Annotated in this window: 15 protein-coding genes and 1 tRNA gene; 12 read left to right on the top strand and 4 right to left on the bottom strand. The window is 30.1% G+C overall.

Annotation, left to right across the window (positions count from 1 at the left end):
- Positions 1-67 precede the first annotated feature (67 nt).
- Both BN2920_RS21145 and BN2920_RS17425 read right to left on the bottom strand, forming a co-directional pair.
- Positions 68-1,491, bottom strand: a protein-coding gene (locus BN2920_RS21145; protein ID WP_230132317.1) for an IS3 family transposase whose coding sequence is annotated in 2 segments (ribosomal slippage) — positions 68-1,002 and positions 1,002-1,491 — 1,425 coding nt in all. Because the reading frame shifts where the segments join, the coding sequence is not laid out codon by codon here.
- A gap of 83 nt (positions 1,492-1,574) precedes the next feature.
- Positions 1,575-2,891: an aspartate kinase gene (locus BN2920_RS17425; protein WP_058296244.1), complete on the bottom strand. Its 1,317-nt coding sequence runs from the start codon at positions 2,889-2,891 to the stop codon at positions 1,575-1,577.
- Between the two features lie 436 nt (positions 2,892-3,327).
- On the opposite strand from BN2920_RS17425, the gene BN2920_RS17420 reads away from it, so the two are divergent.
- From BN2920_RS17420 to BN2920_RS17380, 9 genes are all read left to right on the top strand, one after another.
- Complete coding sequence (locus BN2920_RS17420) at positions 3,328-4,596, top strand: ammonium transporter (RefSeq protein WP_058296243.1); 1,269 nt, start codon at positions 3,328-3,330, stop codon at positions 4,594-4,596.
- Positions 4,597-4,631: 35 nt separating this feature from the next.
- The gene (locus BN2920_RS17415; protein ID WP_058296242.1) at positions 4,632-4,991 is read left to right on the top strand and encodes a P-II family nitrogen regulator; all 360 of its coding nucleotides are present in this window, start codon (positions 4,632-4,634) and stop codon (positions 4,989-4,991) included.
- Between the two features lie 291 nt (positions 4,992-5,282).
- On the top strand, positions 5,283-6,614 hold the full coding sequence (gene glnA / locus BN2920_RS17410) for a type I glutamate--ammonia ligase (RefSeq protein ID WP_058296241.1): 1,332 nt from the start codon (positions 5,283-5,285) through the stop codon (positions 6,612-6,614).
- A gap of 38 nt (positions 6,615-6,652) precedes the next feature.
- The gene (locus BN2920_RS17405; protein ID WP_058296240.1) at positions 6,653-7,213 is read left to right on the top strand and encodes an ANTAR domain-containing response regulator; all 561 of its coding nucleotides are present in this window, start codon (positions 6,653-6,655) and stop codon (positions 7,211-7,213) included.
- A gap of 99 nt (positions 7,214-7,312) precedes the next feature.
- Positions 7,313-11,893, top strand: a complete 4,581-nt coding sequence (gene gltB / locus BN2920_RS17400; protein ID WP_058296239.1) for a glutamate synthase large subunit — start codon at positions 7,313-7,315, stop codon at positions 11,891-11,893.
- Positions 11,894-11,908: 15 nt separating this feature from the next.
- Positions 11,909-13,381: a glutamate synthase subunit beta gene (locus BN2920_RS17395; RefSeq protein WP_058296238.1), complete on the top strand. Its 1,473-nt coding sequence runs from the start codon at positions 11,909-11,911 to the stop codon at positions 13,379-13,381.
- A 214-nt stretch (positions 13,382-13,595) separates the two neighbouring features.
- The gene (locus tag BN2920_RS17390; protein ID WP_058296237.1) at positions 13,596-13,889 is read left to right on the top strand and encodes a hypothetical protein; all 294 of its coding nucleotides are present in this window, start codon (positions 13,596-13,598) and stop codon (positions 13,887-13,889) included.
- Positions 13,890-14,140: 251 nt separating this feature from the next.
- Positions 14,141-14,557, top strand: coding sequence for a GNAT family N-acetyltransferase (locus tag BN2920_RS17385; protein WP_058296236.1), 417 nt, complete (start codon positions 14,141-14,143; stop codon positions 14,555-14,557).
- Positions 14,558-14,763: 206 nt separating this feature from the next.
- Positions 14,764-15,972 carry an NADP-dependent isocitrate dehydrogenase gene (locus tag BN2920_RS17380; protein WP_058296235.1) on the top strand — a complete coding sequence of 403 codons (1,209 nt, stop codon included), beginning with the start codon at positions 14,764-14,766 and terminating at the stop codon, positions 15,970-15,972.
- A gap of 665 nt (positions 15,973-16,637) precedes the next feature.
- On the opposite strand, the gene BN2920_RS17375 is transcribed toward BN2920_RS17380, so the two are convergent.
- Positions 16,638-16,934 (bottom strand): hypothetical protein, encoded by a 297-nt coding sequence (locus BN2920_RS17375; protein ID WP_058296234.1) that lies wholly within the window; start codon positions 16,932-16,934, stop codon positions 16,638-16,640.
- Positions 16,935-17,210: 276 nt separating this feature from the next.
- Between BN2920_RS17375 and BN2920_RS17370 the strand changes: the two genes are divergently transcribed.
- Both BN2920_RS17370 and BN2920_RS17365 read left to right on the top strand, forming a co-directional pair.
- A tRNA-Gln gene (locus tag BN2920_RS17370) sits at positions 17,211-17,285 on the top strand.
- Positions 17,286-17,701: 416 nt separating this feature from the next.
- Positions 17,702-18,169: a DUF3284 domain-containing protein gene (locus BN2920_RS17365; protein ID WP_058296233.1), complete on the top strand. Its 468-nt coding sequence runs from the start codon at positions 17,702-17,704 to the stop codon at positions 18,167-18,169.
- A gap of 72 nt (positions 18,170-18,241) precedes the next feature.
- Here BN2920_RS17365 and BN2920_RS17360 read toward each other — a convergent pair whose 3' ends face one another.
- Complete coding sequence (locus BN2920_RS17360; protein WP_058296232.1) at positions 18,242-19,471, bottom strand: aminopeptidase; 1,230 nt, start codon at positions 19,469-19,471, stop codon at positions 18,242-18,244.
- Between the two features lie 349 nt (positions 19,472-19,820).
- On the opposite strand from BN2920_RS17360, the gene polA reads away from it, so the two are divergent.
- Positions 19,821-22,424, top strand: a complete 2,604-nt coding sequence (gene polA / locus BN2920_RS17355; RefSeq protein ID WP_058296231.1) for a DNA polymerase I — start codon at positions 19,821-19,823, stop codon at positions 22,422-22,424.
- The last annotated feature ends 65 nt before the right edge of the window (positions 22,425-22,489 follow it).

Raw genomic sequence — 22,489 nt, 5'->3', positions numbered from 1 at the left:
GTACTGAGGTGACCCCAAAAAGTTAGACTTTTTAAGCGTAGCAGTTTTAATGGCTGCTACGCTATTTTTATGCAGCCAAGAGGTTGAGCCTGTATTCTACGGGACTCATCCATCCTAGTTTCTCTTTAATTCTTTGTTCATTGTAGTACTTGATGTATTGTTCTATTGCCTCTTTGAGTTCATCATAACTGTAGTAAACAACGCCGTAGTACATTTCCTGTTTCATTATTCCAAAGAAGTTCTCCATTACTGAATTGTCATGGCAGTTGCCCTTTCGGGACATACTTTGAAAAATTCGATTTTCTTTAAGAGTGTGTACATAAGCTTTCATTTGGTAAGCCCAACCTTGATCAGAATGAAAAGTTCTTCTGTATGGACAATCAGCTGTGATTTCAATTGCCTGGTTTAGTGCTCCCATGATATTGGCCGCTGACGGATGTTGAGATATTCCATAGCTTAAGATTTCTCTATTACACATATCCATGAATGGATCTAAGTATAGTTTCTTTATTATCATTCGTCCCTTATCATCAACCTCATAATACTTAAACTCAGTAGTATCTGTTGTGATTTTCTGATGAGGAATCTGTGTGTCAAAACGTCTATGAATTCTGTTAGGAGCAACCTTTCCAACTTTACCCTTGTATGAACTATACTTACGACTCTTTCTTGTAAAGGAAGTCACCTGAAGATTAAGCTTTTGCATAATTCTCTGAACTTTCTTTTTATTTATAAGTATTCCTTGTTTACGTAGTGCTCCGTATACACGTCGATAACCCCAATCTTTATTAATACTACGTATTTCAAGGATCTTTTCTTCTAGTTCTTTATTAGGATTTTCTCTATTAAATCGCTTTTGCCAATACATGTATGTCGCTTTTGGAAAGCCTACAACTGCGAGAATATCTTTTAATTTGAATTCTCCTCGGAGGCTGTGGATGATTCTCGCTGTTTTTTCAGAAGAGCTTCCTCCTCTAAACGCAGCCTCCTCAGTTCTTTTAAATATGCGTTCTCAATTTTGAGCTTGAGCAATTCATCTTCAAGCTGTTTTACATGTTCAGCAGTAGTGTCAACTGAAACAATTTCGGCGGATTCTGTTTTACTAGACAATTTATTTGATGATTCCAACGATATCTTTCGTCCCTTCTTCTTCGGCCGCAAAGCATCAGGACCAGCAATTCTAAAATCATTTACCCACTTAACTATTTGCGTTGGATTATGTATCCTTTCTTGAAGGGCTAACTCCTGATATGAGACCTCACTTGTTAGATATAATTCTACTACATGAAGTTTATATTCGAAAGTAAAAGATTCATTTTTTCTTGAACGCATCAACGCTTCATCGCCTAATGTACGGTAATTATCAACCCATAATTTAACCTTGCTTGGAGAAGGAATACCAAACTCTTTCGCAAGAAATTTATAACCACCTTTACCATCCAAATACGCTTGAACAACTTCTTTTTTGAATTCATAACTATATTTTGCCAAAAAACCGACCTCCAAATCATTAGATTTTTGGTCTAACTTTTTGGGGTCGGTTCATACAAATCTATATACCTTTTCTAATTAAATTAATTGAATGCATTATATATAGCCTGAATACCTTTTTCAAAATGACTATTTTCAATACCTACTAAAATATTCATTTCAGAAGAACCTTGGTCAATCATTCTTATGTTTATGTTAGCGTCTGATAAAGCAGCAAATATTTTTGCTGCAGTACCTGTTTGCTGAGCCATACCACGTCCAACTGTAGCAATCATAGCCATTCCAGGATGTACTACTATTGAATCAGGATTACAAGAAGCTTTTATTCCATCAATAACAGCTTTTTGTTTATTTTTTAATTCAGCATCAGAAATTACTAAGCAAACTGTATCTATTCCTGAAGGCATATTTTCAAAAGATATACCGTTTTGTTCAAGGATTGATAAAAGTTTTCTACAAAAACCTAGTTCTGAATTCATAGAAGCCTTTGAAATTGAGATTACAGTAAAATCTTTCTTACCTGCAATACCAGTTACGATATTTGGATTACTTGATAAGTCACAATCTTTTACAATAAAAGTACCTTTATCTTGTGGTCTATTTGTATTCTTTATATTTATAGGAATACCAGCTTTTCTTACAGGGAATATTGAGTCTTCATGTAAGACTGAAGCACCCATATATGATAGTTCTCTAAGTTCAGAATATGTAATTGTACTTATAGGTTTTGGATTGTCAATTATTCTAGGATCAGCCATTAGAAAACCAGAAACATCTGTCCAGTTTTCATATAAATCTGCATTTATGCTTTCTGCAACTAATGCACCAGTAACGTCAGATCCTCCCCTAGAGAAAGTAACTATATTACCATCTTTATCAGCTCCATAGAAACCAGGAATGACAGCATTAGATACTTTAGAAAGCTTGTCTGATAATGCTTCATGAGTAGCATAAGTATCTAATGAACCATCGACATTAAATACAATTACATCTTTTGCATCAACAAACTTAAATCCTAAATAATCAGCTAAAATTAATCCGTTTAGGTATTCACCTCTACTAGCAGCATAATCTTTTGAAGCACCATCTTCTAAATCTTTTTTTACAATATTTAAGTGTTTTTCAATATCAAAATCTAAGCTTAAATCTTTAACAATGTTACAATATCTTTCTTTAATATGATTGAAAACATCATCTAATGAAATACCTGTTTCAACATGTGCATGACATAAATATAGAAGATCTGTTATTTTGGAATCTTTAGAATGTCTTTTACCTGGTGCAGAAGGAATAACATATTTTCTGTTAGAATCAGACAGCATGATATCCTTAACTTTTTTAAATTGATTAGCATCAGCAAGCGAGCTTCCGCCAAATTTTGTTATTATTGTTTTACTCATGAAAAATAGCCCCCCCAATATGTTTGTATGAAATTACATATAAAATTGTAGCAATTTATTAAGACATGTTCAAGGAAATTATTGATTTTATAAAAAGTTTAAATAAATTTATTTCATATTTTTTGTAAGTATAAATTTTTATCATTTAGAGATATGAAATTTTATCATTTATAGAAGTGCAGTTAATTATATAAAGATGTAAAAAATATCATATAAAAGCGTTGACAATAAAATGGCAAGTTTGTATAATTAAAACAGAAACTAATTAAGTTTTGACAACGAAGTCATAGAAGTTTATCTTCAATGACTTCGTTTTTTTATTATCAAGGAATTTTCTGCAGAAATTATTTTTGGATAATATTTAGTCTTAGGAATAATATTTTATTTTAAAATATTCATTGATAAAGTGAATATTAACTAAAGGGGGATTTTTATTATGGATATAAATGTAGCTATAGATACCTTGTGGGTATTACTTGGAGCAATATTGGTCTTTTGGATGCAGGCAGGTTTTGCAATGGTAGAAACAGGATTTACTAGAGCGAAGAATGCTGCTAATATCGTAATGAAGAATTTAATAGATTTTGTCTTTGGGTCAATTATTTATTGGATTTTAGGCTTTGGAATAATGTTCGGGGCTAATAAACTTGGTGGTTTTATTGGCTTACCTACATTTTTTGCAGATGGAACTGCAGAAAATGCAGCTACTGGTATTAATAATTATGCATTTCTATTTTTCCAAACAGTGTTCTGTGCAACAGCAGCAACAATAGTTTCTGGAGCAATGGCAGAAAGAACAAAATTTATTTCTTACTGCATATATAGTGCAGTTATAAGCGCAGTGATTTATCCAATTGCTGGTCACTGGATTTGGGGTGGCGGATGGCTTGCTAATTTGGGATTCCATGATTTTGCAGGATCAACAGCAGTTCACTCAATTGGTGGATGGTGTGCATTAATTGGTGCAATAATTTTAGGACCTAGAATTGGTAAGTATACTAAGGATGGAAAATCAAATGCAATTTTAGGACATAGCTTAACGTTAGGTGCACTTGGAGTATTTATACTTTGGATGGGATGGTTTGGATTTAACCCAGCTTCAAGTTTAGGTATAACTGGAGAAGGTGCTTTAGAAGTAACTTCAAGAGTATTCATTACTACAAACCTTGCAGCATGTGCAGCAGCAGCAACAACAATGATATTTACTTGGATGAGATATGGTAAACCAGATGTAAGTATGACTTTAAATGGTGTTCTTGGAGGGCTTGTTGCAATAACAGCAGGATGTGATATTGTTACTCCAGTAGGTGCATTAGCAATTGGTGTGATTGCAGGTATTGTTATGACAGTTGGTATAGAAATTGTTGATAAGAAATTTAAAGTTGATGATCCTGTTGGAGCAGTTGGAGTTCACTGTATTTGTGGTGTAACTGGTACTTTACTAACTGGTGTGTTTGGTGCATATGGCGAAGGGACAATTGGTATATTATATGGTGGCGGATTTGGATTCTTTGGAGTTCAATGTCTAGGTGTTTTATCAGTAGCAGTTTGGTCAATTGGATGTGCATTAATTCTATTTAAAGCATTAAAAGCTACTGTGGGATTAAGAGTTTCTAGAGAAGAAGAAATTAGAGGTCTTGATATAGAAGAACATGGACTTGAAAGCAGTTATGCTGATTTCCAAAACGTTGATATTAGCCTCTAGAAAATTGTTATTTTAAGTTTAAGGGGGAATAGGTTATGGCAGATAAGATTACTAAAGTTGAAATAGTCACAAGAAAGAATAAATTCGAAGAATTAAAAAATGCTCTAAACGAAATAGGAGTTATGGGAATGACAGTAAGTCAGGTTCTTGGATGTGGTACTCAAAAAGGTGATGTACAATATTATAGAGGAATTCCAATGGAGCTTAAGTTGTTACCTAAAATAAAAGTTGAGATAGTTATATGCGAAGTTCCTGTTGAAAAAGTTATAGAAGTTGCAGAAAAAGTTTTAAGAACAGGTAATATTGGAGATGGTAAAATATTTGTTTCAGATATTACAGATGTGATTAAAGTAAGAACTGGAGCGAGAGGTAAGGAAGCTTTATTAAATGAATAACTAATATTTTATAAATCATATGTAGGTAAAAGCATTAAATATATTAAATATAATGAAGGTTATTATCATTGAACTTTATATAATAAAGAAAATGATAATAACCTCTTTAAATTTTAAAGAAAAATCAGAAAAAAACTATTTTTTGTTAAAAAGATGCTTGATTTATATAATGTCATATTATATAATTAATACTATAATAAATTATGAATTGAGCAAAGGCGTTCAATAGATGGCTAAACCTATCTGTTGTGCGCCTTTTTTTAACAAATATAATTTTAAGGGGGATTTAAAATGGCAAAGTATACTAAGGAAGATATCCTTAATTTAGTAAAAGAAAATGGAGTTAGATTTATAAGACTTCAATTTACAGATATCTTCGGAGCGTTAAAAAATGTAGCAATAACTGAAAGGCAATTAGAGAAAGCTTTAGATGGTCAAATGATGTTTGATGGATCATCTATTGAAGGATTTGTTAGAATTGAAGAATCAGACATGTATTTAAAACCTAATTTTGATAGTTTTGTAATATTCCCATGGAGACCTCAACAAGGAAAAGTTGCAAGGCTAATTTGTGATATTTACAGACCAGATGGAACTCCATTTGAAGGAGACCCAAGATATGCATTAAGAAGAGCGATAGCTGATGCAGAAGCATTAGGATATGAAATGAATGTGGGACCAGAATGTGAATTTTTCTTATTTGAAACTGATGAAAACGGAAATGCAACGGTAAATACTCAAGATAAAGGTGGATACTTTGATTTAGCACCTACAGATAGAGGCGAAAATGCCAGAAGAGATATGACTTTAGCATTAGAAGAAATGGGATTTGAAATAGAGGCTTCTCATCACGAAGTTGCTGAAGGTCAAAATGAAATTGACTTTAAATATGGACCAGCACTAGAAACAGCTGATAGTATTATGACATTTAAATTAGTTGTTAAGTCTATTGCTCAAAGACATGGATTATATGCATCATTTATGCCTAAGCCAATCTTTGGTATCAACGGATCAGGAATGCATGTAAATATGTCATTATTTAAGGATGGAAAAAATGCATTTTACGATGAAAGTGATAAAAATGGGTTAAGCAAAATAGCTTACCAATTTATTGCTGGATTATTAAAGAATATAAAGGGACTCGCAGCAGTAACAAACCCACTTGTTAATTCTTATAAGAGATTAGTTCCAGGGTATGAAGCACCAGTTTATTTAGCGTGGTCATGCAGTAATAGAACAGCATTAATCAGAGTACCAGCTTCAAGAGGGGCAGGAACAAGAGTTGAGCTTAGGTGTCCAGATCCAAGTTCAAATCCATACTTAGTTTTAGCAGTTCTTTTACAAGCAGGATTAGATGGAATCAAGAATAATTTAGAAGTACCAAAAGAAATTGTAGCTAATATATTCAAGATGACAGAAGATGAGAGAAAAGATGCAGGGATTGAAAATTTACCAAATAATCTTTACGAAGCAGTTAATTTTATGAAAGAAAGTGAATTAGCTAAAAAAGCTTTAGGGGATCATATATATGCAAACTATATAGAAGGCAAAGAAGCAGAATGGGATGATTACAGAACTAAAGTCCATGACTGGGAATTAGAAAATTATCTTGATAGATATTAGTCTTATGCTTGTTAAAAGCTTAGTAAGGTGGGGTTGCAATGGCGCATAATGGAAGAATAGTAATAGCTTTAAGCAATATAGAAACTGCCAATAAATTAAAGAGTTTGCTTACACAAGAGGGGTATGATATTATATCGTTGTGCACTTCGGGTAATGAATTAATTAGATTAGTCTTGCAATATTCTCCAGACCTAGTTTTGGTTGGGTATAAGTTCAAAGATATGAGTTTACTAGATGTTTATGAAACTCTTTATGATGCTACCAGCTTTTTAGCAATAGTCAATGAGCCATATAGATCATATATAGAAGAAGATACAGATATATATTGTATAGGAACCAAGATTTCTAATGTACTTCTTACAAATGCCATTGATTTGATTTTTCAAAGTAAAAGAAGAATTAAAAAGCTAAAGGATCAGGTAGAAAAATTAGAGAATACATTAGAAGAAAGAAAACTTGTTGAGAAAGCAAAAGGGCTACTTATGCAAAACTCAGGCCTAACAGAACATGAAGCTTTCAGATATATGCAAAAAATAAGCATGGATTCTGGGAAAAAAATGCGAGATATTGCTAGTTTATTATTAAGTGAAGCAGAATAATTTAAAAATTAGCAAATATGCGAGTAATTTTATCAATAAGGATATTATTACTCGTATTGTTTGCTTTACCAATACATACTATTTCAAGGAGGAATTTTAATGGAAAATAATAATCCTATAAAACAAGGACTATATGATCCATGTTTTGAGCATGATGCGTGTGGAATAGGTACGATAGTAAATATTGATGGTGAAAAGTCTCATGAGGTACTATCAGACTGTTTAACTATACTTGAGAAATTAGAGCACAGAGGTGGTACTGGAGCTGATGAAAGAACAGGTGATGGTTCTGGAGTATTATTTAATATACCTCATAATTTCTTTAAAGAGGAATTAAAATCAAAAGGCATAACACTTGAGCACGAAGGGGATTATGCTGTTGCTATGGTATTTTTACCACAAGAGAAGAAAGCAAGAGAAGAAGCAATACATCTTTTTGAAGATATTACAAAGGAAGAAGGATTAGAATTAATAGGATGGAGAGAAGTCCCAACTAATCCATCAATACTTGGTAAAGCATCTCTTGAAGCTATGCCTTATTTCATGCAGGCATTTGTTAAGAGACCAAACTCAGTAAAACGAGGAATAGCATTTGAAAGAAAGTTATACATTGTTAGAAGAAATATTGAAAAGAGAGCTGGATGGATAAGTAAGTTCTTAAATGAAACTTTCTATATAGCATCTTTTTCAAGCAAGACAATTGTGTATAAAGGAATGCTTTTATCAACTCAACTTAGAGTATTCTATAAAGATTTAGAGGATGAAAGAGTAACTACATCTTTAGCATTAGTACACTCAAGATATAGTACTAATACATTCCCAAGCTGGGAAAGAGCACATCCAAATAGATTTATGATCCATAATGGAGAAATAAATACATTAAGAGGAAATGTTAATAAGGTTTATTCTAGAGAAACAAATCTTAAATCAAGAGTTCTTGGTAAAGATTTAATAAGAGTATTGCCTATAATAAATAAAGAAGGTTCAGATTCTGCAATCTTTGATAATAACTTAGAATTTTTATATATGAATGGTATGGATCTAACAAGAGCTGTTATGATGGCTATTCCAGAGCCATGGTATAAGAGCAGAACTATGAGCAAAGAAAAGAAAGCTTTTTATGAATACAATGCGACACTAATGGAGCCATGGGATGGTCCAGCATCTATAGTATTTACAGATGGAGAAAAAGTTGGTGCAGTTTTAGATAGAAATGGTTTAAGACCATCAAGATATTATATAACTAAAGACAGAAGATTAGTTCTTTCATCAGAAGTTGGGGCATTAGATATACCAGCAGAAATGGTTGAAAAGAAAGATAGATTAATGCCAGGTAGAATGCTTCTTGTTGATACAGTTAAAAAAGAAGTTATAAGTGATGAAGAATTAAAGCATACATATGCAACTCAACATCCATATGAAGAATGGTTAAAAGAAAATTTAGTAACATTAGATAAGATAAAAGATGCTAATAAATTTAAGATCGAATATGATAGTGAAACAAGAGACAGACTTGAAAAAGCATTTGGATATACTTATGAAGAAGTAAAAACAACAATGCTTCCAATGGCTGAAACAGGTGCAGAACCACTAGCAGCAATGGGAGTTGATACTCCAGTTGCAGTATTATCAAAACAAGCTCAGCCATTATTTAATTATTTTAAGCAATTATTTGCACAAGTAACTAATCCGCCAATAGATGCAATTAGAGAAGAAATAGTTACAGCATCTAATGTTTATATAGGGCCAGAAGGAAATATATTAGAAGATAAATCTATAAACTGTGAATTATTAAAGATTGATAACCCAATCATTAATAATGATGAATTAGCTAAGATAAAATCATTAAATCAAGGAAATTTAAGAACAAAAGTTATTGATATTGTATTTGATAAAGGAACTTCTCTTGAGGACGCTTTAGATAATATGTTTGAAAAAGCTCAAGAAGCCTATGAAAATGGATATACAATATTAGTATTATCAGATAGAAGTGTATCTGCTGATAAGATAGCAATACCTTCATTATTAGCTGTTTCAGCTATGCATCAATATTTAGTACAAAAAGGAACAAGAACTTCTGTTGGATTGGTTATTGAAAGTGGAGAACCAAGAGAAGTACATCATTTTGCAACTTTAATTGGTTTTGGTGCTGCAGCAGTTAACCCATATATGGCTTATGAAGCTATAAGAGGATTAAGAGAAGAAGGATTACTTGAATTAGATTATGATACGGCAGTTTATAATTACAATAAAGCTGTTCTTAAGGGAATTACAAAGATACTTTCTAAGATGGGAATTTCAACAATTCAATCTTATATGGGAGCTCAAATCTTTGAAGCTATAGGTATAGGTAAAGACGTAATTGACAGATACTTTACTAATACAGTAAGTAGAATTGGCGGAATTGGTCTTGAAGAAATACAAAAAGAAGCTGAAATTAAACATGAAAATGGATTTAAAGATAAGACTTATGCAGCTGACTTCATATTAGATTCACCTGGATATGAAAAATTAAGATCTGGTGATGGTATTCAAGAACAACATTTATATAATCCAACTACAATTCATAAACTACAAGAAGCTACAAGGACAGGTAATTATGAATTATTTAAGGAATATACTAACTTAATAGATGATGAAGAAGCTGAAATAACTTTAAGAGGTCTTTTAGATTTCAATTATTCATCTAAGGCAGTTCCAATAGAAGAAGTTGAGCCAGTAGAAGAAATAGTTAAGAGATTTAAGACAGGAGCTATGTCTTATGGATCGATTTCTAAAGAAGCTCATGAAGCTTTAGCTATTGCAATGAATAGAATTGGCGGTAAGTCAAATACTGGTGAAGGCGGAGAAGATCCAGACAGATGGGTACCAGATGCAAATGGAGATAGTAGAAGATCTTCAATAAAGCAAGTAGCATCAGGAAGATTTGGTGTAACATCTGAATACTTGGTAAATGCAGATGAACTTCAAATTAAGCTTGCACAAGGTGCAAAACCAGGTGAAGGTGGTCAATTACCAGGAACTAAGGTTTATCCATGGATAGCTAAGACTAGACATTCAACTACTGGAGTAGGTTTAATATCACCACCACCACATCATGATATTTATTCAATAGAAGATTTAGCTCAATTAATCTATGATTTAAAGAATTCAAATACTGGAGCTAGAGTTTCTGTTAAATTAGTTTCTGAATGTGGAGTTGGTACTGTAGCAGCTGGCGTTGCTAAAGGTGGAGCTGAAGTTATATTAATTTCAGGTTATGATGGAGGTACAGGTGCATCACCTAAAAACTCTATTAAAAATGCAGGTCTTCCTTGGGAATTAGGTCTTGCTGAAGCACATCAAACACTTTTACTTAATGATTTAAGAGAAAGAGTTAGAGTTGAAGTTGATGGTAAGCTTATGTCAGGAAGAGACGTTGCTGTAGCTGCACTTCTTGGAGCAGAAGAATTTGGATTTGCAACTGCACCACTTGTAACTTTAGGTTGCGTAATGATGAGAGTATGTAACTTAGATACATGTCCTGTTGGTGTTGCAACTCAAAATGAAGAATTAAGAAAAAGATTTAAGGGTAAGCCAGAATATGTAGTTAATTTCATGTATTTTATAGCACAAGAATTAAGAGAAATCATGGCTAAGCTTGGATTTAGAAAAATAGATGAAATGGTAGGTAGAGTAGATAGATTAAAACAAAAAGAAAACATACATAGCTGGAAAGCTAAAAATGTTGATTTAAGTTCTGTACTTTATACTCCAGAAAAATATAAAGGTAAAGTTATTAAATTTGATTCTCATAAGAAGTATGACTTTAAGCTTGAAAAAGTATTAGATGAAAAAGTATTTTTGGATAAATGTAAAAATGCTATAGAAAATGGAGAAAAGACAAGATTTGAAATAGATATAACTAATACTGATAGATCACTTGGAACAATTCTTGGATCAGAAATAACAAGAGTTAATGGTGGAAAAGGTCTACCAGAAGATACTATTTCAATAAAATGTAATGGGGCTGCCGGGCAAAGCTTTGGAGCATTTATACCTAAGGGATTGACTTTGGAAGTTGAAGGAGATGCAAATGACTACTTTGGTAAGGGATTATCAGGCGGTAAACTTATTGTATATCCTCCAAAGAAATCAACGTTTATTGCAGAAGATAACATCGCAGTAGGTAATGTTGCTTTATATGGTGCAACTTCTGGTAAAGTCTTTATAAATGGTATAGCAGGAGAAAGATTCTGTGTAAGAAATTCTGGAGTAACAGCGGTAGTTGAAGGTGTAGGAGCTCATGGATGCGAGTATATGACTGGTGGTAAGGTTGTAGTGCTTGGACCGACTGGAATTAACTTTGCAGCTGGTATGAGTGGTGGAATAGCATATCTTTATGTTGAAGATGTGGACTATAAAATCAACTTAAATGAAGAAATGATATTAATTGAAGAATTAAATATTGAAGAAGAACAAGAATTAAAAGACTTAATAACAGAGCACGTTGAATTAACACGTTCTCCTAAAGCTAATAAAATTTTATATAATTTTGAAACAGAAAAATCTAAATTTGTTAAGATAATTCCTAAGGATTATAAGAAAGTTTTAGAAACTGTTGAGAAGTATATAAATCTTGGATGCACTGAAGATGAAGCAGAAATAAAAGCATTCCAAGAAATGAAAAAAGGAAGATAGGAGGACAAAAAAGTTATGGGTAAGCCAACTGGATTTTTAGAATATGAAAGAGAAGTAGGTAAAAATAGAGAACCAAAAGAAAGAATTAAAGATTATAATGAATTTCATTTAAGACTTCCTTCAGAAAAGCAATGTATTCAAGGTGCAAGATGTATGGATTGTGGAGTACCATTCTGCCAATCAGGAGATACATTTTCAGGTATGGTGTCAGGATGTCCTCTTCATAATTTAATACCTGAATGGAATGACTTAGTATATAGAAATAAGTTTGATTTAGCTTATTATAGATTAATAAAGACAAATCCATTTCCAGAGTTTACTGGAAGAGTATGTCCAGCTCCATGTGAAGCTGGATGTACAGCAGGATTAAATGGTCCGGCTGTTTCAATAAAAGAAAATGAAAGAGCAATAATAGATATTGCCTTTGAAAATGGAATTGTTGAGGCAAATCCACCTGTAAAAAGAACAGGAAAAACAGTTGCAGTTATAGGATCAGGTCCAGCAGGACTTGCGGCTGCTTATGAATTAAATGCATGTGGGCATAAAGTTACAGTATTTGAAAGAAGTGATAGGCCAGGCGGATTATTAATGTATGGAATTCCTAACATGAAGCTTGATAAACAAGTAATACTTAGAAGAATTCAAATAATGGCTGAAAGCGGAATTAAATTTGTTACAAATGCAAATATCGGTGAAAACTATGATGCAAATGAAATTTTAGATAATTTTGATGCAGTAGTTTTAGCAACAGGTTCATCTAAGCCAAGAGATCTTGCTGTAGAAGGGAGAGAAAATACTAAAGGAATTCACTTTGCAGTAGATTTCTTAAAAGCAAATACAAAGAGTCTTTTAGATTCAAACCATGAAGATGGAAATTATATTTCTGCAAAAGATAAAGATGTAATAATCATAGGTGGTGGTGATACAGGTACTGACTGTGTAGCTACAGCACTTAGACATGGATGCAAGTCAGTTGTTCAATTTGAAATAATGGCTGAACCACCAAAGGAAAGAACAGAAAATAATCCATGGCCAGAGTGGCCTAAGATTCTTAAAGTGGATTATGGCCAAGAAGAATTCATAGATATTTATGGAAGAGATCCAAGAGAATATTTAACTACAGTTACTAAAGTAAACAGTGATAAAGATGGAAATCTTGAAAGTGTTGAAACTGTTAATGTTGAATGGAAGAAAGATGAAAATGGAAGATTTGGTCCGATTCCAGTCAAAGGATCTGAAAAAACATGGAAATCAGATATGCTATTACTAGCAATGGGATTTGTGGGCTCAGAAGAATATTTAAAAGATGCATTCAGTGTTGAATCTGATGCAAGAAGTAATATCAAAGCTGAATATGGTAAATTCTCAACAAATATGCATAAAATATTTGCAACAGGAGATGCTAGACGAGGTCAATCATTAGTTGTAACAGCCATAAGTGAAGGGCTTGCAGCAGCAAAGGCAGTTAATTCATTTTTAAGAAAATAGCATAAAATTATTCTTATAAATTAAGAATAAAAGATTTAAAATATTTTAAATCTAAGTCAAGAGATATATCAAATTTAAAAAATCGATTTGATATGTCTCTTTTTTTATTATAATTTTATGAAATTGACAATTTTGGAATATAATTTTTATCATTGTCTAATATTGAACTATAGAGTATAATTGAATAGAAATAAAAAGTATAGAGGTTAGTTTTATGAATATGGATTTTACAAGATTAATATATATTATTGTAACAACATGTATAATATTTTTAGTTGGAGTGTTATTTATACGTCTTCTTCCATGGCTCATATTAGCTGGAGTGATACTTTATATTATTTTTAAAATTAAATCTTTTATTAGATATAAAAAAATAGAAAAACAAAAAAACACAATGAATACAGATACATCAAATAATTATAATAATGTAAATACATATACTCCTAGTGATGATGATTATACAGGAGAAATCATAGATGTAGATTATGAAGAAACAGATGATAAGTAATAAACTGAATATTTGAATATAATAAAAGAAGGTATATTAAAATTAATTAATAATTTTAATATACCTTCTCTTTTCTCATAAAAGAAAATTAAATCTGCAAATATAATTATTATTTGACATATTTTAATCAATGCCCTAATATATGTTATATATATGTATAATAATTTAAAAAAATGAATAATTATTCAAAAAGAATTAGGAAAGTATAATATTTATATTAATTTAGAAATATATTTTAGGGGGAATTAAAATTGAACATAGAATTAACTTCAAATGATTTAACTATAGCTGAATTTTCCAAATTAAGAAGTTCAGTAAATTTATCAAGTTTATTAGAGGAACAAATATATAAAGCTTTAAGCAACAGTTTATATACTGTTTGTGCAAGGCATAATGAAGAAGCAGTTGGAATGGGAAGACTTGTTGGTGATGGGGCATATGTATATTATCTTCAGAACATAAATGTTGATCCTAAGTATCAAGGTAAAGGAATAGGACGAATGATTATAGATAATTTAATAAAGTATATAGAGGAAAATAAAATACCTGATACATCAGTTATGATTCTTTTAATGTCATCAAAAGGTTCAGAAGAATTTTATGAGAAGTTTGGATTTAGAAGAAGACCTAATGATAATGAAGGGTGTGGAATGATTATGAATTTATAATAAAATATAAAAAAACAAGATATTTAGGTGAATTTTTTATATATTTAAAAATAATTTATTATTACATTTATAACTAATAAAATAAAGATATAAATTGATAAAAATATAACAATATTGTATAATTAAAAATAGAAAAAATACTAAGATAATTCATATATATCTAGGATATGAAGGGTTAGTATAAAAATCGAAGGGGGCTAATTTAAATGGAGAAAATTAAGATGTCAACACCATTAGTTGAAATGGATGGAGACGAAATGACTAGAGTAATTTGGAGCATGATTAAAGACGAACTTTTAAATCCTTTTATAGAATTAAATACAGAATATTATGATTTAGGATTAAAATATAGAGATGAAACAAATGATCAAGTTACTGTAGATGCTGCTAATGCAATAAAGAAGTACAAGGTGGGAGTTAAATGTGCAACAATAACTCCAAATGTAGCAAGAGTTAAAGAGTATGATTTAAAAGAAATGTATAAGAGTCCAAATGGAACTATAAGAGCTATATTAGATGGTACAGTATTTAGAGCACCAATTATAGTTGAACCAGTTAAGCCTTATGTTAGAAGTTGGAAAAAGCCAATAACAATAGCTAGACATGCTTATGGAGATATCTATAAAGATGTTGAAATGAAAATTGAGGGAAAAGGCAAATGTGAGTTAGTATTTACAGGCGAAGATGGTACAGAACAAAGAGAATTAATACATAATTTTGATGGTAATGGCGTTGTAATGGGAATGCATAATCTTAATAAATCTATTGAAAGTTTTGCAAGAAGCTGTTTTAATTTTGGACTTGATACAAAACAAGATGTTTGGTTTGCAACTAAAGATACGATTTCTAAGAAATATGACCATACATTTAAAGATATCTTTCAAGAGATATTTGATGCGGAATATAAGGAAAAATTTGATGCAGCAGGTATAGAATATTTCTATACATTAATAGATGATGTTGTTGCAAGAGTTGTAAAATCAGAGGGTGGAATGATTTGGGCTTGTAAAAACTATGATGGGGATGTTATGAGTGACATGGTTGCAACTGCATTTGGCTCACTTGCAATGATGACTTCAGTACTTGTTTCACCAGAAGGAAATTATGAATATGAAGCCGCACATGGAACAGTTCAAAGGCATTACTATAAGCACTTAAAAGGTGAAGAAACTTCAACAAATTCAATAGCAACAATATTTGCATGGAGTGGAGCTTTAAGAAAAAGAGGAGAATTAGATAATAATGATGCGTTAGTAAACTTTTCAGACAAGCTAGAAAAAGCATCAATAAAGACAATAGAAGATGGTATAATGACTAAGGATTTAGCATTGATTGCTGTTCATGATAATATTACTACTGTAAATACATTTGATTTTATAAAAGAAATAAGAAAAACATTAGAAGCTATGCTATAAAATAAATATTGGACGTACTGAGTTTAGAGTGAATAACCGAAATAAAGATTTTATGTGATGCTCGCTTGCTACAAAAATGAAGCTAAGAATTCAAACATGCAGACTTGCATCCACAAATGTTTGCTCCAATGTAAAATTGGACAAACAATTGTGGAACAAGTCTACATGAAGAATTCTAAAGCTTAATTTTTGAATGCAAGACACCGCACACATAAAATCTTTATTTCTTTGTTTCATCTAAATTCAGAGTATCAGCATTATTGTTGATATACATAAATACATTTTTAAATTAAGGAATAGTTATTTATAGATGTTAAAGATTTAAAAAGTTAGTATTTTATCGTTTTTTTAAATGCATAAATATCAGAGTATAAATTCTTACTAATTTGCTTATTTTATTCAGATTAAGATAATTTTTGTAAGTAACTTAATAATTAATATACATTGATTAAAAATAATAATCATAACTAAAATAAATTTGGTATCTATGATTTTAGAGAAAAACAAAGAAATTCAATATATGATAGGCGTAGTATTGCATTAAGAATTTTTACTTCAAATTTTCTTACAATCGAGCCTATCATATATTGAATTTCGGCTGTTATCCACTAAACTATGATTCTACATCCTATATGTATTTGGAAAAGTAAATTTATAATTCGATTTTAAAGATTGAGTTCTTTTAAAAGAAGAGTAAGTCGTATTTCTTCATTTTCTTGAATTGGATCACTTGTATTATATAAATAATGCTGAAGAACATCAGAATCTTTTAGAAGTTCATCATATATACCATCTATAACATCTTTATCACTATGATGATATACTGCTGAACAAATAACATCTATTTCTTCTTTTGTAAAACAATTTAATTCTGTAAGTATTTTATGAGCATCAATTGAACCAAGCTTTCCATGATCTATAGATGTCATGAAGCATTCCACAAATGGAGCATATTTCAACATTTAGATTACGTCTTTTGGCTAAAATTGTACACATAGTTGAAACATCATATAAATGAACAAATCCACTAAGTTTTTTTCTTAAGTCTTATTGATTCATTATGATTTTATCAACATATTCACGTATTTTTTCTAAACGATTCATTACACAATATCCTATCCTGTCAATAATACTGAAACTAACTTTATATAACTATTTTATCATTATTTTAACAATTAATAATAAATATTGTTGAAATTATTCTATAAATTATGTAAAATAGTATTGTTAGCAAATAATACCGTGTAGTTCAATGGCAGAACGGCAGTCTCTGGAACTGCATGTTGTAAGTTCGAATCTTACCACGGTAGCCATAATAAAACACGAGGATTAAAAAACATTAAATCCTCGTGTTTTAATTTTTCTATATTTAATTATAGAAAGTAAAATATCCTAATAAATAAGATATTTTTGAATTACTATTAAAAATACGGAAGTTTAAGAAAATGGTTAATTACTTAAATTATTAAGAGATAATAGTAATTTATATATCCTATATATAATCAGTATATTTTTATAATATATGATTACACTTTGGATTATTATATATTATTATCATAATTATAAATTTTATGCATGCTAAATGGTGAATTATTAAGAAATAGACTTTTTAAAATCAATAATATATAATGAGAGTATAATTTAATTATGCTTAAAATAAGAAATTATTAATATAATTTGGGTAAGAAAATTACATCAAACTTTATTGTTTAGTTTTAGGAGGAGAATTATGAAAGCGTCTGCAAGTTTGAATTATAAAGTGGAAGAAGTTTTTAAAGTATTTATTAAAGCGGCAAAAAGAGATTTTAAAGATTTTAACAAAGAAGATCCAATAGGCTGTAAGATAGTAAAAAAAATATATTCCGGCTCTAGACCTATGGAATGTACTGTAGAGATAACAGATTATGAAGAAAATGCTAAATATGAAATTACAACAACATATGGAGATGTTTCATGTAAGTCTACATATTCATTTATTCAAAAAGGCGATGGAATTACTTTAATAAACTTTGAAGAAGATCAAGGTACTAAAGGGCTCTTCTCATCAGGTACATTATGGCTTCAAAGAATTATGGCAAAGAAACAATTTAAAATTAGATTTAACGGACTTATAGAAGAGCTGAGTAATCAATTAAAAACATATACTGATAATGTTAAGAAAAGTACTAAAGAGTCTGAAGAAATACAAGATAACTAGAAAAAGCAATATATTTAGATATATAAAAGGACATCTTTTTGTGAAAGATGTCCTTTATATAATAGAAAAATACTAAATAGCCCAATTACCATCTCTGAATATTTGAATTTCAGTTCCATCCTTTTTAACACCAGTAATATTAGTATCACTAGTTCCTATCATAAAATCTACATGAGTTATAGAACTATTAGCTTTAGCTTTAAGTAAGTCTTCCTTACTCATATTTTCACCATTTTTTATACATGATGGGTAAGATGAACCAAATGCTAAATGACATGAGGCATTTTCATCATATAATGTGTTATAAAAAATGATATTAGAATTTGAAATAGGAGAATCAAAAGGAACTAAAGCAACTTCACCTAAGTATTTAGAATTTTCATCACTATTTATTAGCTCTTTTAATATTTCTAAACCAGTTTCAGCGTTGCAATCTACAGCAGCACCATCTTTAAATGTAACGGAAAAATTATTTATAAGGTTACCCATATAGCTTAAAGGTTTTGAACTATATACTATTCCATTAACTCCATCTAATTTTGGTGTTGTATACACTTCTTCAGTAGGCATATTAGCAATAAAGTTTACTCCAGATTCAGTTTTATCTTCACCGCCACACCAAACATGATTATTTACAAGTTCGATTTTTAAATCAGTACCTAAAGAATTTGTAAAGTGTAGATAATCAAAGTCAAATTCGTTTAATTTTGATACTTTTTCATGAAGAGTTTTAACATGTTTATCCCAAGCATTAACAGGATTATCTTCTGTAATTCTCATAACATTAAAAATAGCATCCCATAATTTTTCTACTGCTTCTTCAGATGGAATAGAACTAAAAACTTTTGTTGCCCAGCCTTCAGTAGGTATAGATACTATGCACCATGAATTTTTATTTCCGGTACAAGCCTCGTGATATTTTTTTAATGCTTCTCGTCTGCTTTTTTGTGCTGAAGATATCTTTTCTGGTTCAATGCCTTGCAAGATATTAGGGTCAGCAGCAGAAATACTTAAAAATGCTGCACCTTTATCAACGTAGTAATCATACTTATCACGTTCAAATTCTGGAGTAAAGGAAAGTACTTCTTTAGTTGAATTCATAAATCTTATTCTATTGAATTTTTCATCACTATAATTAATAACTACATCAGAAGCACCATATTTATAAGCTTCATCAGCAATCATTCTTGCAAATTCTGAACAATCAATTGGACTGTTTATAACTAATAGCTGATCCTTTTGGATATTTACGCCTTTTTTTACTGCTAATTTTGCATATTTTAATAATAAGTTATTATACATTTTTTCACCTCGCTAATAATTATTTAAGTATAGTATGATTATGTCACTATTTTATATATATATCAAATAGATTAGAATTAATTTTAATAAGATATAAGAAATATTAAAATTATTATAGAAAATTAGTAGTTATTTCATGAGTTTTTAGAAAAGAATTTTTTCAAATTAAATAGGCAATAATAAGAAATATATATTGAATTTGTTTTAATTTATGTACTTTAGGTTGTACAATATAGTATAATTATTTATAAATATATTTTTGTATGTATTATAGTAGGGGGAGTGATATATCTCACTACTAAATTTATTTGAATATAGAAATTTAATTATAAATAAACGGAGGATTTTAATGAAAAGATTATTAATATTAGATTCAAACTCACTTATGAATAGGGCATTTTTTGCCTTACCTCCTCTTACAAATAGTGACGGAATAAATACTAATGCCATTTATGGTTTTATGAATATGTTGTTTAAAATGAAAGATGAAATAAATCCAGATAGTATAATAGCTACTTTTGACTTGAAAGCTCCTACTTTTAGACATAAAGAATATGCAGATTATAAAGCAGGAAGAAAAAAGATGGCACCAGAGCTTTATGAACAGTTCCCAATAATTAAAGATATACTTAAACTTATGGGAATAAAAATATTTGAAATAGAAGGCTTTGAAGCAGACGATTTAATAGGTACTGTATCAAAATTTGCTGAGGAAAATGGAATAGAAGTGTTCATAGTTACAGGAGACAAGGATGCACTTCAACTTGCTTCAACAAGTACAAAAGTTGTAATAACCAAAAAAGGAGTTACAGAAACAGCAATATATGATGAAAAAACATTTATAGATGAATTTGAAGTTACTCCAAGTCAATTTATTGATGTTAAAGGACTTATGGGAGATAAATCTGATAATATTCCAGGGGTTCCTGGTGTTGGAGAAAAAACTGCATTTAAGCTTATAAAAGATTATGGATCAATTGAAGAAGTGTTAAGAAATATAGATAGCATTTCTGGCAAAAAGTTAAAAGAAAATTTGGAAAATAATACTGAGCAAGCAATATTTTCTAAGAAATTAGCTACTATAATTAGAGATGTTCCAATAGAGTTAAAAATAGAAGACATAGATTCCATGGATGAGGAAAACATTCCAGAACTTAAGAAAAAGCTTATGAAGCTTGAAATGAAATCAATATTATCTAAGTTTAAAAGCGATGATGAAACAGATGAATGTAAAGCAGAAGTAAAGAATATAGATAATATTAAAGAAATGAAAGAAGTTCTTTTAGAAGTTAAAGATAGAATTTATATAGATTATATATTAAAGGATGCAACTACGTATTCTAAAATAGAATTAGAAAATCTATTTTTAGGAGAAGATAATCATGGTATTGTAATAGATTTTAAGAAAATAGCAGATGAAAATCATGAAGAAGCATTAGCTGTTTTAAAAGAATGCATGGAAAATGAAAGTATAAAAAAGACAATACATGATGGAAAAAATCTAGTTACATTTTTAAGAAAGAATAATATTAATATAAAGGGATTTGATTTTGATACAGCTATTGCTGCATATTTAATTGATTCATCTAAAAGTAATTATGATATAAAAGAATTAGTTAACATTTATATTGGAGATAATCCAAGTGGTGAAGGTATTAATTTTAAAGGTGCACTTTCAAGTTATATTCCCAATATATATAATGAGTTAAAAGAGAGATTACACAAAGAGGACATGGATGAACTTTATTACACTATTGAGCATCCTTTGATATTTGTGCTTTCATCAATGGAGAGTATAGGATTTAACATAAATGCAGACATGTTAGATGAGCTTCAAGTTAAATTTAAAAAGGAAATAGAAGAAACGCAAGCAGAAATATATAAGTTGGCAGATGAAGAATTTAATATAAGTTCTCCAAAACAGCTTGGAAAAATACTGTTTGAGAAATTGGATCTGCCTGTAATAAAGAAAACTAAAACCGGCTATTCAACAAATCAAGAAGTATTAGAAAAACTTATGGATAAGCATGAAATAATACCTAAAATAATGTATTATAGACAAATAACAAAGATAAATTCAACCTATGTTGAAGGCCTAAAGAATGTAATTGATGAAGATGGACGTATTCATTCAAACTTTAACCAAACTGTAACAACAACAGGTAGGCTATCAAGTACTGAGCCAAATCTTCAAAATATTCCTGTAAGACATGAAATGGGAAAAGAAATAAGAAAGGTATTTATACCATTTGAAAAAGATGATATTTTAGTTTCAGGAGATTATTCTCAAATAGAACTTAGAGTCCTTGCTCACATTGCAGGTGATGAAAATATGATAGATGCTTTTAAACATCATAGTGATATTCATACTAAGACTGCATCAGAAGTATTTAAAGTACCAGTAGAGGAAGTTACATCTCTTATGAGAAGTAGAGCAAAGGCAGTAAACTTCGGTATAGTTTATGGAATAAGTGGATTTAGTTTGGCACAAGATTTAAAAATATCTAAAAAAGAAGCAGAAGAATACATGGAAATTTATTTTGACAGATATCCTAAAATCAAAGACTATTTAGAAAAAGTAGTTGAAGATGCTAAAAAAACAGGTTATGTGTTGACTATTTTGAATAGAAGAAGATTTATACCAGAAATTAAATCTTCTAATAAGATAGTTAAGGCTTTAGGAGACAGATTAGCCATGAATGCACCTATTCAAGGAAGTGCAGCTGATATAATAAAGCTTGCAATGGTGAATGTTTATAAAAAATTAAATGAAAAGAATTTAAAAAGTAAATTAATACTTCAAGTTCATGATGAACTTATATTAAATGTTAAGAAGGATGAGTTTGAAGAAGTTAAAGCTCTTTTAATAGATGAAATGGAAAATGCAATTAAGCTTCATGTTGATTTAGATGTGGATGTTAATAGTGGTTCTACATGGTATGATGCAAAGTAATAATGGAGTTTATAAAATAAGTTGTTGTCAATTGAAAAGAAAAAGATAAATTTAAGTAGTAAGTT

Source organism: Clostridium neonatale, from assembly GCF_001458595.1.
Lineage (GTDB): Bacteria > Bacillota > Clostridia > Clostridiales > Clostridiaceae > Clostridium > Clostridium neonatale.
This window is presented reverse-complemented; position numbering and strand designations above follow the sequence as displayed.

Excerpts from the sequence above, each read along its gene's own strand:
- BN2920_RS17425 (WP_058296244.1), bottom strand. The coding sequence starts at position 2,891 with ATGAGTAAAACAATAATAACAAAATTTGGCGGAAGCTCGCTTGCTGAT.
- BN2920_RS17420 (WP_058296243.1), top strand. The coding sequence starts at position 3,328 with ATGGATATAAATGTAGCTATAGATACCTTGTGGGTATTACTTGGAGCA.
- BN2920_RS17415 (WP_058296242.1), top strand. The coding sequence starts at position 4,632 with ATGGCAGATAAGATTACTAAAGTTGAAATAGTCACAAGAAAGAATAAA.
- glnA (WP_058296241.1), top strand. The coding sequence starts at position 5,283 with ATGGCAAAGTATACTAAGGAAGATATCCTTAATTTAGTAAAAGAAAAT.
- BN2920_RS17405 (WP_058296240.1), top strand. The coding sequence starts at position 6,653 with ATGGCGCATAATGGAAGAATAGTAATAGCTTTAAGCAATATAGAAACT.
- gltB (WP_058296239.1), top strand. The coding sequence starts at position 7,313 with ATGGAAAATAATAATCCTATAAAACAAGGACTATATGATCCATGTTTT.
- BN2920_RS17395 (WP_058296238.1), top strand. The coding sequence starts at position 11,909 with ATGGGTAAGCCAACTGGATTTTTAGAATATGAAAGAGAAGTAGGTAAA.
- BN2920_RS17390 (WP_058296237.1), top strand. The coding sequence starts at position 13,596 with ATGAATATGGATTTTACAAGATTAATATATATTATTGTAACAACATGT.
- BN2920_RS17380 (WP_058296235.1), top strand. The coding sequence starts at position 14,764 with ATGGAGAAAATTAAGATGTCAACACCATTAGTTGAAATGGATGGAGAC.
- BN2920_RS17375 (WP_058296234.1), bottom strand. The coding sequence starts at position 16,934 with ATGTTGAAATATGCTCCATTTGTGGAATGCTTCATGACATCTATAGAT.
- BN2920_RS17365 (WP_058296233.1), top strand. The coding sequence starts at position 17,702 with ATGAAAGCGTCTGCAAGTTTGAATTATAAAGTGGAAGAAGTTTTTAAA.
- BN2920_RS17360 (WP_058296232.1), bottom strand. The coding sequence starts at position 19,471 with ATGTATAATAACTTATTATTAAAATATGCAAAATTAGCAGTAAAAAAA.
- polA (WP_058296231.1), top strand. The coding sequence starts at position 19,821 with ATGAAAAGATTATTAATATTAGATTCAAACTCACTTATGAATAGGGCA.